This is a genomic window from Allorhizobium ampelinum S4 (assembly GCF_000016285.1).
Classification (GTDB): Bacteria; Pseudomonadota; Alphaproteobacteria; order Rhizobiales; family Rhizobiaceae; genus Allorhizobium; species Allorhizobium ampelinum.
In genome coordinates this window covers 51,181-64,890 of sequence record NC_011988.1, presented here as the reverse complement: position 1 = coordinate 64,890, position 13,710 = coordinate 51,181, and the positions used below count along the sequence as shown (strand labels likewise).

12 protein-coding genes and 1 other annotated feature are annotated in these 13,710 nt (G+C 55.2%); of the genes, 4 read left to right on the top strand and 8 right to left on the bottom strand.

Going from position 1 to position 13,710, the window contains the following annotated elements:
- The first annotated feature begins 63 nt into the window (after positions 1–63).
- On the top strand, positions 64–1,188 hold the full coding sequence (locus AVI_RS17690; protein ID WP_187152396.1) for a tetratricopeptide repeat protein: 1,125 nt from the start codon (positions 64–66) through the stop codon (positions 1,186–1,188).
- A gap of 161 nt (positions 1,189–1,349) precedes the next feature.
- Here AVI_RS17690 and AVI_RS17685 read toward each other — a convergent pair whose 3' ends face one another.
- The 8 genes from AVI_RS17685 to AVI_RS17650 all read right to left on the bottom strand — a co-directional run bounded on the left by AVI_RS17685 (position 1,350) and on the right by AVI_RS17650 (position 10,589).
- Positions 1,350–2,552 carry an MFS transporter gene (locus tag AVI_RS17685; protein ID WP_012653502.1) on the bottom strand — a complete coding sequence of 401 codons (1,203 nt, stop codon included), beginning with the start codon at positions 2,550–2,552 and terminating at the stop codon, positions 1,350–1,352.
- A gap of 106 nt (positions 2,553–2,658) precedes the next feature.
- Positions 2,659–3,513: a universal stress protein gene (locus tag AVI_RS17680; protein ID WP_012653501.1), complete on the bottom strand. Its 855-nt coding sequence runs from the start codon at positions 3,511–3,513 to the stop codon at positions 2,659–2,661.
- An 11-nt stretch (positions 3,514–3,524) separates the two neighbouring features.
- Positions 3,525–5,015 (bottom strand): SulP family inorganic anion transporter, encoded by a 1,491-nt coding sequence (locus AVI_RS17675; protein ID WP_012653500.1) that lies wholly within the window; start codon positions 5,013–5,015, stop codon positions 3,525–3,527.
- A gap of 94 nt (positions 5,016–5,109) precedes the next feature.
- Positions 5,110–6,366 (bottom strand): SAM-dependent methyltransferase, encoded by a 1,257-nt coding sequence (locus AVI_RS17670; protein WP_041698414.1) that lies wholly within the window; start codon positions 6,364–6,366, stop codon positions 5,110–5,112.
- Between the two features lie 215 nt (positions 6,367–6,581).
- Positions 6,582–6,634 (bottom strand) — a sequence feature (sul1 is cis-regulatory element that is thought to sense ions involved in sulfur or methionine metabolism; They are found in Alphaproteobacteria).
- 265 nt (positions 6,635–6,899) lie between these two features.
- Positions 6,900–7,295 carry a nuclear transport factor 2 family protein gene (locus AVI_RS17665; RefSeq protein WP_012653498.1) on the bottom strand — a complete coding sequence of 132 codons (396 nt, stop codon included), beginning with the start codon at positions 7,293–7,295 and terminating at the stop codon, positions 6,900–6,902.
- Between the two features lie 115 nt (positions 7,296–7,410).
- Positions 7,411–8,010, bottom strand: a complete 600-nt coding sequence (locus tag AVI_RS17660; protein WP_012653497.1) for a nitroreductase family protein — start codon at positions 8,008–8,010, stop codon at positions 7,411–7,413.
- Positions 8,011–8,180: 170 nt separating this feature from the next.
- Positions 8,181–9,464: an acyl-CoA dehydrogenase family protein gene (locus AVI_RS17655; protein ID WP_012653496.1), complete on the bottom strand. Its 1,284-nt coding sequence runs from the start codon at positions 9,462–9,464 to the stop codon at positions 8,181–8,183.
- Between the two features lie 420 nt (positions 9,465–9,884).
- Complete coding sequence (locus AVI_RS17650; RefSeq protein WP_012653495.1) at positions 9,885–10,589, bottom strand: GntR family transcriptional regulator; 705 nt, start codon at positions 10,587–10,589, stop codon at positions 9,885–9,887.
- 228 nt (positions 10,590–10,817) lie between these two features.
- Here AVI_RS17650 and AVI_RS17645 point away from each other — a divergent pair, with 228 nt between their 5' ends.
- From AVI_RS17645 to AVI_RS17635, 3 genes are all read left to right on the top strand, one after another.
- On the top strand, positions 10,818–11,822 hold the full coding sequence (locus AVI_RS17645; RefSeq protein WP_041698411.1) for an ABC transporter substrate-binding protein: 1,005 nt from the start codon (positions 10,818–10,820) through the stop codon (positions 11,820–11,822).
- A 191-nt stretch (positions 11,823–12,013) separates the two neighbouring features.
- Complete coding sequence (locus AVI_RS17640; RefSeq protein WP_012653493.1) at positions 12,014–12,829, top strand: ABC transporter ATP-binding protein; 816 nt, start codon at positions 12,014–12,016, stop codon at positions 12,827–12,829.
- A gap of 4 nt (positions 12,830–12,833) precedes the next feature.
- Positions 12,834–13,703, top strand: a complete 870-nt coding sequence (locus tag AVI_RS17635) for an ABC transporter permease (protein WP_012653492.1) — start codon at positions 12,834–12,836, stop codon at positions 13,701–13,703.
- Positions 13,704–13,710: the final 7 nt, after the last annotated feature.

Genomic DNA, 13,710 nt, shown 5'->3' with positions numbered 1-13,710 from the left:
TCAGAGCTGGAGTTACGGTGCGCCATTCGCTCCGATGAGCAATGGATCAGGATCGTGACGACAATGGTCGATCTGGATGGCTTGGTTCAAGGAAGTAAAACCTTTTCTTTCTCACGCAATACCGCGAAACCCTCTCCCACCTTGATAGCCAATGCCATCGGCGAAATGGTTTCAGATTCGCTGTCACGCAACATCCTGGGTCAGGCGGTGAACATACCATGCCATTCTGACGAGAACGAGAACCGGTTTCTTGACCAGCTTCTGCGCGGTTCCCACATCAACCGGCGTGAGCGGTTGATCGAGCTGCGCGCCGCCGTCTTGCGCTATGAACAAATCATCTCCGACGACCCCTTGGATCAATTGTCTCACCGGAGGCTTATTGGCGCTTTAGGACAGTTTTTATCGCTTGCGCCGGGCTCGATATCCAGGGTGATGCCCAAGCTGGCCGCCTCTGCCCACAGCGCTTTGTCGCTGAATGGCAACCTCAGCGACGTCTGGCTGATCTTGGGTTGGGCGTCGAGCTACGCCTATGACTGGCCACAGACCGAAGGCGCATGCCGCCAGGCCATTGCCATCACCCCGCTCGACCCTTCGCCCTACATATTGCTTGCGTTGACCTATCTGCAAAGTGGACAGATCGTTTCTGCGCTGCAAATAGCGGAGGAAGCGATCAATCTCGATCCTTATTCCCCCATGGTGGCCAATGTTTATGCGCTAACGCTGAATGCAGCCCGCCGTTTCAGGGAGGCAGCGAAAGTCGCACGCGACGCCCTTGATGCCGAACCCGGATTTGTTAAGTTACGGCTTACCTATGGAGAAGCCAAGCTCAACATGGGTCAGATTGATAGCGCTATCGAAGAATTTACTGCCGCCTCACGCATCATGACCGAAGATGCCACGGCCTGTGGGCTGCTAGGACTAGCCTATGGGCTTTCAGGCGAAAGATCAGAGGCGGATCGTCTTCTTTCCAGGGTGAAGCAGTCACCAAATCTGCGAGGCCAAGCTGTGCATGCGGAGGCGATGATCCATCTCGGACTAGGCGCTCGCGATGAAGCCATTAGCGCTTTGGAGCTGGCGGTGACACGAAGAGGCACACCAGGGCTGTTTCTGGCAAATGCCGTTTTCGATCCCATTCGGGATGACAGCCGCTTTTCAAGAATTCAACATCAGATGGAGCTGGCACATTAGGCCCGGGATGTCGGCAACAGGGCCGTGTGAGCACCCTAAAACACATCGACCGCAGGAAGCAGTCATGCTGCCAATGGGGTAATTGAACTATGCCGATCTCATGGCGCGCTCCACCAAGGTCTTCGCTGACGCAGTGGTCGACGATATAAAAACCCGTTCGATCAGACTTTCACACGCTGCACACCGATTGCGATAATGGAGGCCAACACTGTGTATGCACAGCACGCCAGCGCCTGCCATGACAAAGGAAAGCCGGCATCAATCAGCAATCCCATGATCACAGGTGAAGCACCGCTTGCTATAACAGATCCGGCTTCGACCGCAGAGCGCACGCGTGCCAGCTCATTGGCTCCAAAAAGTTCGACCCAAAGCGCGGTGGCAAGCGTGGACCCGAAGGCGGAGGATATGCCCATTAGAACCATATAGACCAGCGCAACCCATGACGAGGAAAGCAATCCCAATGCAAGCATTCCAATGGCTTGTGGCAAGAGAAAATAAGGCAGAATTCGCTTCGTTCCAAAACGGTCGATAACCGGACCAATCACCACGACGGAGACCGCCTGTACAATGGCAAAGACCACAAATCCGGCAGCGAGCCATGTGATGTCCCAGTGCTTCTGCTCCGCCAGGCGGCCTTGATGGAAGAAGAAGCCTGTAACGATGAAGGGGCTTGCCAGAACAGCTGGCAGGGTCATGAGGAGCCGTCGGTCGAGCAACAAGGATGTCCGCCTGGGCTCGGTTGAGGCCTGTCCTTTAGGCCTGCGCTGACGCAAAGGCCGATCGCCCGCCCTTGGCAAGACCGTGAGTGCTACGCCGACAGCGGCGATGACAAAGAGCGCGTTGATAGCCCAGGATGCACGCCAACCGAACGTGTCGTTCATCGTCACTCCGGCCAGTGGAAAAGTAGCCTGCGCGACAGACATGCCCAGAGCGATAATGCCGAGCGCTTTACCCGCATCTGCTGGAAACGTGCGGGCTGTTGCAGTCAGCGCCGTATGAACCATCAAGCCCTGGCCGCCCAGGCGCAGGAGGTAGAACGCAAGTAGGAGCACATAGACATTGGGGCTGAACGACACCAATCCACATGCGCAAGCCAGCAGAACGGCCACCGCCCAACTGAACGCTCTTACCGTTGTGTAGTCGATCAGGCGCCCGGCCCAGGTGAGTGTCAAGGCGCTTAAAAACGTGCCTATTGCATAGACAGTCCCCAAGCCACCGTCACTTAAACGAAAAGCGTCTCGAAAATGCGCCCCTGAGATCGAAATGAAATAGGTTTGGCCGAAACTCGAAATGGCCAGAAGCATTGCGCCAAATGTCAGATGCTGCCAATTGCGGCTGGAAAATTCCCAATAGTTTTTGATCATTCTGGACTTTCAAACAAGGACAATGGCGCTAGCCAGAGTTCCTGCATGTTACATTACAGCGCTGTGCGTTTTAAAAAACGCACAGAAAAGAGTGTTCGCTTCGAGATCAGCGGAAAATCAACACAGGCACTTTGCAGGCCCGGATCATTTCCGTTGTCGTTGACCCTAGGAAAAGTGCGCGCAGCCTGGAATGGCTATAGGCGCCCATTATGAGCAGGTCGCATTCCTCACGCTCGACAATGTCAGAAATCGCCTTATCCGGTTGCCCTGCAACAATGGCGGTCTCAACCGGCACATCCGCATCCGTAAACCTACGCTTACCTTCAACAAGGGCTTGACGGGCTTCCGGCGTATCGTCCCCCACCGTTACCAGTTTGATAGAGAGCCCGGCAAACATCGGATTCCCTGATATATAGTCAACCGCTTTCATCGCCGTCGCGCCGCCATCATAGGCGATCAGCACTTTACGGATCGGCTTGAAGGCACGTGATGCGATGGCGATCATCTTGTGACTGGAGCGAACCACCCGTTCGAGGTTTGAGCCAAGGTGCAATTGCGCAAAATCGGCGCCTTCACCACGCTTGCCGATCACGATCAGGTCGGCGCTTTCCTCCAACTCTTGCAGGGTTTCAGCCAGATCGCCATTGCGCAGCATAGTGTTGACGCTATTGATGCCCACGGCTTGAAGACGCGCCTTTGCCTCTTCCAGCAAAAGCCGTCCACGGTGTTGAGCCGTTCTTGCTTTTTGCGCGTCCAGTTCCGCCAGTTCCGCCAGAAGCGCCGTTCGGGCGCCCAAGCCGATATTACCGCTGAGATTGACCGGCTCCGTGGAAAGGTCGCGACGGCCAATCACATGCAGAATGTCCACGGACACCTCGGATCGGCCGGCAATCCATGCGATATGATCGCAGACGCTCTGGGCATATATCGAACCGTCTATCAGTCCTATGATCTTGATCATGATTGTCTCCCTCAATGGCCCATAAGGCGTTCCATGGCGCCGGGCTTGTCGTGAATTGCGAGCTTGTCAACGATTGTCTCGCTTGCCCGGTTCAGTCCGAGGATAGAAACCTCGGCTCCCTCTCTGCGGAATTTCAGCACGATCATATCCAATGCCGCGACACTGGATATGTCCCAGATATGGGCGCGGGATACATCGATGATGACGTTTTCCAGCGCTTCCTTGAATTCGAATGCCTGGTTGAAATCCTCGACGGAGGCGAAGAAGATTTGACCTTCGACCTTATAAGTGCGCGTTTTGCCATCCGGTGAGAGGATCGAGGTTATCTGGAATATCTGGGCGATTTTCCAGGCAAAGAAAACGGCTGACAACAGCACGCCGACCAGGACACCGACGGCCAGATTATGGGTGGCGACGACGCCGATCACCGTGGCGATCATCACGAAAGAGGACGAGCGCGGGTGATCCTTCAAATTGCGGATCGATGACCAGGAAAAGGTGCCGATGGAAACCATGATCATGATCGCCACAAGAGCGGCCATGGGAATTTGACGCACCCATTGCCCAAGCACGAGAATCATGAACAGCAGGAAAACACCGGCGCACAAACTCGACAATCTGCCGCGCCCCCCGGATTTCACATTGATCATCGACTGGCCGATCATCGCGCAGCCTGCCATGCCCCCAAAAAACCCGGTTATCGTATTGGCAATTCCCTGGCCGATACATTCGCGGTTCTTGTTGCTCGGCGTATCCGTCAATTCATCGACAATCGCAGCTGTCATCAGCGTTTCAAGCAGGCCAACAACGGCGACGGCGGCAGAATAGGGCAGAATGATCAGAAACGTTTCAATATTGAGAGGGATATTGGGAAGGAGCAGGACCGGCAATGTCGAGGGCAACTCACCCATGTCGCCGACAGTTCGGATGTCCAATCCGAAATAGATCGAAATCGCCGTCAACACGACAATACAGACGAGAGGCGACGGAATGGCCTTCGTCACATAAGGAAATAGATATATGATCGCCAAACCCGCCGCCACCAGCACATAGGTCGGTGCGGGGACATGGATCAGCTCCGGCAGCTGCGCCATAAAGATCAATATTGCCAATGCATTGACAAAGCCCGTCATGACCGACTTGGACACGAAACGCATCAGGCGGCCGAGTTTCAGCAGACCGGCAACAATCTGGATGATGCCGGCCAATATGGTGGCGGCCAGCAGATATTCCACGCCATGGGTTTTGGCCAGCGTGATCATCAACACGGCGGTGGCGGCGGTGGCGGCAGAAATCATCCCGGGCCTGCCACCCACGAACGCGATCAGCACCGAAATGGAGAAGGATGCATAAAGGCCAACCTTGGGGTCGACGCCAGCGATGATGGAAAAGGCGATGGCTTCTGGAATAAGCGCCAGGGCCACGACGACGCCGGCCAGCGCATCCCCTTTGATATTACCGAACCACTCTGTTCGAGCTTGATGTAAACTATTGCTAGACAATGATATTTCTCCTGACCGCCATATATTTCGGCCAATCTTGAGCAGAGCGCTGAATGCCCTGCAGGTGTAACGATGAATGGATGAATGCCCGCGCCTATTCGGCGACACGGCTTAAGGGAACGGGCTTGCAGATCTCCAGCTCCCGCAGGCGGCTTTCGGCGGCATGAATATAATCGCGCCGCAGAGGAGCCGCGGACTGATCGCGCGCCAGCTGAATTTGAAAAACCATCATCCCCTGATACCGAAATGCGGTCTCCGATGACGCCAGATAGAATTCCCACATGCGGGCGAACCGCTCGTCATAAAGAGCCACCGCTTCGTCCCGCCGGGCTAGGAACCGCTCGCGCCAAGCTTTCAAGGTCTCGGCATAGTGAAGGCGCAATATCTCGATATCGCAGACCACCAGCCCCTGCCGTTCGATTGCCGCCAGCACTTCTGAAAGAGATGGAATGTAGCCGCCTGGAAAGATGTATTTCTGTATCCAGGGATTGGTATGAGAGGGCCCATCGAACACGCCGATGGAATGCAGCAGCATCAACCCGTCAGGCTTGAGCAAAGCCCGTATTTTTGCAAAAAATTCATCGAAATGACCAATCCCGACATGTTCGAACATGCCGACGGAAACAATCCGGTCGAATTGTTGCTTGATATCCCGATAATCTTGCAGCAAAAATCGAGGCCGACGCGAGGATGCAATGTCCTTGGCACGACCATTCGAAATTGCATGCTGATGTTGCGACAACGTAACGCCGGTGACGTCCGCCTGGGTCATCTCGGACAGATAGAGCCCAAGTCCACCCCATCCTGATCCGATATCAAGAACACGATGCTCCGGCTCGATCAGCAGCTTGGCAGCCAGATGCCGTTTTTTGGCAAGCTGTGCTTCTTCCAGCGAACTGCCCCGCCCCTCGAAATAAGCACAGGAATACTGACTGTCGGAATCGAGAAATAACCGATAGAGCGAGCCATCAAGGTCGTAATGATGCGCCACGTTGCGCTTTGATCGCCCGACCGGATTATACTGCTGAATACGCCGTTTCAAGCGTGTGAAACGCCGCATAAATCGAGCGATGCCCGTCAGGCGATCCACGCCCGTGTTCTGAAATACCAGTTCAAGCAGTTCATAGATGGTGCCTTGCTCAATGCCCAACTTGCCATCCATAAACGCTTCGCCAAGCGCAAGCTCGGGATTGAACATAATGGACCGCTGGGTTGCACGGTCTGCGAAACGGATAACGATCGGCTTGCCGCTTTCGTCTCCGATACGCGTATGTTGACCATCGCAGGAGATAACAATGAGGTTGCCCACCTTGATGTGGTGGGACATGAAACGAGTGAAAAACGAAGACATTCAATATCCTGAAATGCGTCGTCGTACCCTGAAAACATGCGTCATCGAACTGAAAACCCATATACGGGCTGATCAGTGCAGACTGATAACGTTAGACATGATCAAGCCGCTGTGTGGAGACGGCTATCGATCCCAACAGATATCAAGAAATTTTCATTTTCATGGGTTTAATCAACGGATAGCTCATCACGCCAAAAATGACGTTCGTGAGTTAACTGTGGCCGGGGGATAGGCGCCCGGAGAAGCCACTCGTCAAAACGAGTCCGATGCAGGGAAATTACTGCTATAAAATCCTGCCGATTGCAAGACACATATATGTTGTTTTTTATACGCGAGATAGGAAATCTATACGCCATGAGCAGACATGCCACTGCATAATTCCTTAGATCGGAATCGATTTAAGGAGAAAATTATGTAGCAGATTTAAAGTGTTACATCGCCGTACGTTTTACAAAACGCACGACGATGTAACGTGCCCCCAGTGAGAAACCAGTGCATCGTGACCAACTGGTAGAAACGATAGGATAGAGGCGTTACGCGGATCGATACACCTTACCGGCGCTTCCCCAATGCTCGGCGAGCTTTCCATTGGAGATGCGGAACGCGTTGAAAACATACCGCAGACACATCTCACCCGGGTGCTCGGGATCGGGCTGAGGCATGACGGCGGAAAGAACCACCATGTCGCCTTCCGCGACGATAAATTCCGGCGGATGTTGGAGTTGTGGGGGCGTCGGTACCGGGCCGTCAGGAAAAATGGTGCGAACAAACGCTTCCAGAGCGGCTAGGCCACTCGGAAGTTGGTCGGTGTGCTGGATATAATCCTCGGTAACGAAATCGCGCGCGGCATCCGGGTTACGCGCCTCGAAGACACAGCGGAAGAAGTCGAGCACCAGGCGTTTGTTGGCAGCGGCGCGATCTTCGCTCATAGCATACCCCAATCGATGTCATTTGAGGGTGGATTGGTAAAAAATTTAAATGCGCAGCAGCTCACCAATGCTTGGTGCTGCTGCGCATATGTCACTCGACAGAGAGGCAAACCTTTCAGCCGATGAAACGTCCTTTCATAGCCGACTCCTGGAGCGGACGGCGCCCGTTTGGCTGCTCGCGCTCCTGCAGGGGCGGCGGCAACAAGCTCTTGTCCCCGATCCTCCCGATCGCGATGACGGCTTCAACCCGAAAGCTCTCCGGGACCCCAAGCACTTCGTAGCTGCGTGGAACGTCGAACCCAGCCATGCCATGCGCATACCAGCCGAGGCGCGTTGCTTGCAGTGCAAGATAGGCCCAGGCAGCGCCGGCGTCGAAGGAATGGCTGTAAGAGGGAACTGGCTCGGTCTGCATCGGCATGATGGCTGTATTTGCGGAAATAATCACCACCAATACCGAAGCACGCGATGCCCACGCCTGGTTCATCGGCGCGAGCAGACCGAAAATATTCTGCCATTCCGGCGTATCGCGCTGCGCGTAAATGAATCTCCAGGGCTGGGCATTGAATGAAGACGGCGCCCAACGAGCCGCCTCCAAAATCGTCATCAGATCTTCCTCTGACATTGCCTGGGGATCAAGCGCCCGAGGAGACCAGCGATCCAGGAAAATCGGATCGATATCGTAATCCGAAGAGCGATTATTTGAAGAAATGGACAACTGAGTATTCTCCTTGGACTGTTGACACAGCACTGCGCCACGATCAGCCGATGCGCAGCGTTTCTAGATTTTGCCTTCGGAAATTGGAAAGCCGTTTTCCCGAAAGACAAATGAAAACAACAGAAGCGAGAGCTTTTTTGGTTCACTCTGAACCTGACAGAGACTCGCCGTTATTTTTGTGGAAGACCGCCCGCGAACATCTTGAAGGGCGGCAGGCCAAGCACGTGCCGACCCGCGATTTCGGCGGCCGGATCCTGACGGATAGCCCCGTGCGAGATAAGAACCCGTGCGTCACGCGCAAACCGCTGAATAGGATTCTTCAATGTGACCGTCGAAGAACCGAGGCAGATTTGCATCATATCGATCGCATCGGCGCACAGGCGGGCAGCGAATACCAAGTTCATGGTATTCAAAGCCTCTTCACGCGGCTCGAAATCGAGACCGGAAGCTGCACGCCTGTCCACCTCATCGGCCACACCATGGATCAGTGTTTCCGCTGCATTGATCATTGCGTTCACCCGTCCGGCAACAACCTGGGTCGAAGGCGTTTCCGCAACCGTGTCATAAGGAAGGTTGAACGGTTTGCGGGCATTCGCCTGTTGGGAAAATTCCTGCAAACACCCTTTTGCCATACCAAGCGTGATCGCCACGTTGGAAATTGTCACTGTCAACATCATTCCAAAGGCACCGGTCTGGTAGCCGACCCCCTCAAACCGGTTGCGGATTTTCGCGAGGCGGATCGGCATTTCGGCAGAAGCCATCGTGCGGCGCGTGGGTACGAACACTTCATCAAGCGCGGTGATACTATTGCTCGACGTACCCTGAAGACCCATGACGTGCCAATCGTCGACAATTTCATACTGGTCACGGGAAAGCAGGGCGATTCCCCGATGGGGAACGCCCCCCTCTTCCCACTGGATTCCGACAAAGGCCCATTTCGCGTGTTTGCACCCGCTGCCGAAGCTCCACTTGCCGCGGACCATAAAACCGCCATCGACCAGTCGTGCATCGCCGACAACCTGCGAAAATACCGATGCGCCAACCATGAGAGGCCCCACCCAGGAGCCAGCATCCGCCATCAACTCGGAAACAGTTTGCTCATCAAAAACAAATGCGTTTCTGAGGCCAACCGAGACAAAGCCTGACCATGCTGTCGATCCATCACCGGTTGCCGCTGCGCCGACAACCTCGGCAATGTCACGGGCGCCAAATCCATAACCACCATATTCGCGTGGCAAGGTGATTTTGAAAAATCCGACCTCATTCAGCGCATTGACGACCGCAGGCGTCATTGCACCCAATTTCTCACCGGCTTCGGCTTCGCGTCGGATCAAAGGCACCAGCGCCAGCACTTTGTCGCGCATGATCTGTCCTGCCTCGCTTGGGCCAACAGACACAGCAGCGTAGGGTTGCCGGGCGCTTTCCTCATGCCGAGGCGCAGATGCCAAATTCATAGACTCTCTCCCTGCATGACGACATGCGTTCTTCTCAATCCTCACCGAACAACGCTGTCGCCTGTTTTAATGCCTGACTAATGGGCTTTTGCCACCGCCTGCAAAAGTCACGAGAGGTTACAAATACCATGTAACAATGAGCTGAGGCTTCAAATTTAACGCCTATAGATTGCATATCGTCGCCGCAGACATCAGGGCGGTCGGCTCCGGTCAATCAGGGTACAGATCGCGAAATGCAGGAGATTGAAAGCGTTCCAGCGTCGCTTGTGCGTTTTATAAAACGCACAAGCGACGCTGTAGAGGCGACGAGGGTATTTTCTCAGGATCGGCAAAAAGGTCAGCGACGACGTCGAGCGCCCAACCAAGCGTAAAGCACCGGCTGGACGGTGGCAAACGACTGAGACGAATACAGCTCAACGTTCACTTGCGAATATAATCCGGGTATTCCGCGCTGATGAGATCGATGATCGAAAGCGTACCCGACAGGTGTTTTCTGAGCGCCGAGGCCGCAGCCTCGGGATTGCCGGATGCAATGGCTGCGACAATCGCTTCATGATCATCGAGTACGGTCTGCATCTTGCCGGGCATTGGCAGGTTGAGACGCCGCAGCCGGTCGAGATGGACGCTTTGTCGTCGCACATTTGCCCATAGCTGTAGAATGCCGCTCTTCTCATAAAGTTTACGGTGAAACTCGCGGTCTATGCCATCAAAAGTGTCATAGGTCTCTTGTGTGGCCACCTCTTTTTGACGGGCCAGGATGGCGCCCAATTCCTTGGCGGTCTCGCCCGGCGCCTCCTCAGTCAGGCGCCGGACCGCTTCGAGTTCGATCGATAGCCGAAGGAACTGCGCCTGTCTGGCGTGATCGATATCGATCTTGGCAACGACCGTTGCATATTGCGGATAGACTTCGACAATATCCTCTTCCTGCAAGCGCATCAGCGCATCGCGCACCGGTGTCTGGCTCACTCCGAATTCCAGTTGCAATGAGGCACGCGACAAGATCGTGCCCGGCACCAATTGCACCTTCAGAATCCTGTCGCGCAGGATTTCATGAACCTGCAATGCCACCTGTCGCGAGCGGTCCAACTGTCCGCCCCTGATCGTTCCGTTCATGCATCCATCCATTCATGTCGCCGTTAAAACCATTAGAGCACATATTCGGGGTTGATGCACTGATGTTTTAGTGCTTCAATGCATTTGTCCGCTTTGGGAGAGAGCGGCGACTGTCGAACATCGAATTGAAAAATGGGAACCGGCTTTCGGAACATCTGATGCGCAACAAAGGGCGAGCATGATGAAGCGATCCTGTTTCCGGCTGCAAAGCGTTAAATCTGCATCCTTGGGAGGAAAATCATGCGTTTCTTTATCGGCGGAGTGACCGCCATTGCCCTTGCTTTGGGATTGGCCTGTCCAAGCCAGGCAGAGGAGAAAACCACCCTGTCCATCACCCGCCAGCCTGGGATTCTTTACCTCGCAAGCCATGTGATGGAGACGCAGAAACTTATCGAAAAACAAGCAGCAGCCGAAGGTCTTCAAGGCATTACCGTCGAGTGGCGCACCTTTAGCGGTGGCGGCGCGCAGACCGATGCGCTGCTGGCCGGCAATGTCGACGTCGTCAATACCGGTACCGGCAATCTTCTGCTTCTATGGGATCGCACCCGCGGCAAGGTGAAGGGGATCATCACCAGTTCTGCCCAGCCGGTGATTATGGTGTCCAACGACCCGCGCATCAAGACGCTGAAGGATATCCAGGATGGCGACAAGATCGCCGTGCCGACTGTCGGCGTCTCCACCCAGGCGATCCTGTTGCAAATGGCGGCAGCCAAGCTGTATGGCGACGATCAGGTCAAGAAATTCGACAAGAACACCGTGCAGCTTGGCCATCCCGATGCGCTGGCGGCGATCGCCAATTCGCAACATGAGGTCAAGAACCACTTTTCCGCGCCGCCCTTCCAATATGTCGAGTTGAAGCAGCCGGGCGTGCATAAAGTCACGGATTCTCGCGAAATCATCGGGGGAGCACTGACCCAAGCGACCTTCTTCACCACCACCAGTTTTGCGGAGGCAAACCCGAAACTGGTCAAGGCATTGCGGGTCGCAACGGAAGAAGCAATCACTTTTATCAAGAAAGATCCGAAGGCTGCACTTGAAGCTTACAAAACCGTGTCCGGTGACAAGACCAGCCTTGATGACCTGATGGTCATGATGAAGGAACCGGGCATGGACGAGTGGCGCACCGATCCGCAAGGCACGATGAAATTTGCCGAACATCTCCATAAAGTCGGCACACTCAAATCCATGCCGAAGGCCTGGACCGACTATTATCTGCCCGAAAGCGCCTATCTTAACGGGAATTGAGCCGCGCCGCGCCATGCAGCGGCATCGCCTGCCGCTGCACTTTCCTTAGGCTTGTGAGGCATTGAGTTTCCCGGGCCTTGGATATGCAGAAAGACGTTGAGTTCAACCTTCCCGAAAGACAACCGACACCACAGAGATCGAGAGCCTGCCCGGTTCAGTAAAGATCTGACAGACTGTAGGGAGTGACTATCATGATGCAGGCAACTGCTGCCGCCGTGCGCCTCGCGCCGGCCCCCGAAAAAGCGCCGCTTCTTTCCGTTGATCGCGTTACGCTGCGTTACAAAACGCCCAATCTGCTGATTACCGCCACTGAGGATGTCAGTTTCGATGTGCGGGAATCCGACCGCTTCGTGCTGCTCGGCCCATCCGGCTGTGGGAAGTCGACGCTGCTGAAAGCCGTTGGCGGCTATATGACCCCAGTATCCGGCACGATCCATATCAATGGCCGCCAAGTGAAAGCCCCCGGACCGGACAGGATGATGGTGTTCCAGGAGTTCGACCAGCTGATGCCCTGGAAGACCGTGCTGGAAAACGTGATGTTCCCGCTTCTCGTCGCCCGTAAAATGCCCAGGCCCGAAGCCGAGGCACTGGCCCGCCATTATATCGACAAGGTCAAGCTGACCCGGGCCGTCAACAGCTACCCTCATACGCTGTCGGGCGGCATGAAGCAGCGCGTGGCGATTGCCCGCGGCATGGCCATGCAGCCGGATATCCTGTTGATGGACGAGCCTTTCGCCGCACTGGACGCCCTGACCCGACGGCAGATGCAGGACGAATTGCTTCAGCTTTGGGAAGACACCAAATTCACCGTGATCTTCGTCACCCATTCGATTGCTGAAGCGATCAAGATTTCCAACCGCATCCTGCTGCTGTCACCGCATCCGGGGCGCGTGAAGGCCGAGGTCGTCGATGTCGACAAGGTGAGCCAGGCGGATGGCAGTGCCGCAGCTTTGGAGCGCGATATCCACAACCTGCTGTTCTCCAACGAACCCGGTCACAAGGAATAGAACCATGCTGTCCCCCAACATCATCCTTGCCGCCGATGTCGCAGCAGCCAAGCCCTATGACAATATCAAGCCGGTCGAACAGAAACTGAGCGTCTTTGAAACGCTGTGGGGCATCAGTGCCTTGCGCAAGACGCTGTTGATCGTGGTTCTGGCAATCATCTGGCAGGTCTATGCCTCCTTTCTCGACAATCCGCTGCTGTTTCCCACCTTGAGCGACACATTGGTGACGCTGACCGACCGCTTTGCCGACGGCACCCTGCCCGCTCGCATCTGGACGACGCTGCAAGTCCTGTTCATGGGCTATACTGTCGGCACCGTGCTTGCCGCGCTGCTGACAGTGCTTGCCATCAACACCCGCATTGGCACCGATTTTCTGGAAACCATGACAGCGATGTTCAACCCGCTGCCCGCCATTTCGCTGCTGCCTTTGGCGTTGATCTGGTTTGGGCTCGGCGCCTCCAGCCTGGTCTTCGTTCTGGTTCACTCGGTCCTGTGGGCCGTGGCACTCAACACGCATTCCGGCTTTCTTGGCGTATCGCGCACCTTGCGCATGGTCGGCGCCAATTACGGACTAACCGGCATTTCCTATGTGCTGCGCATCCTGGTTCCGGCGGCCTTTCCTTCGATCCTCACCGGCCTGAAAATCGGCTGGGCCTTTGCCTGGCGCACGCTGATTGCTGCCGAACTGGTGTTCGGCGTTTCCTCGGGACAGGGCGGTCTTGGCTGGTTCATCTTCGAAAACCGCAACCTGCTGGATATACCCGCAGTGTTTGCAGGCCTGCTGACCGTCATCATTATCGGCCTGATCGTCGAAAACCTAGTCTTCCAGACGATCGAGCGCCACACAATCCAGAAATGGGGCATGAAGGAATAGCGCGTGC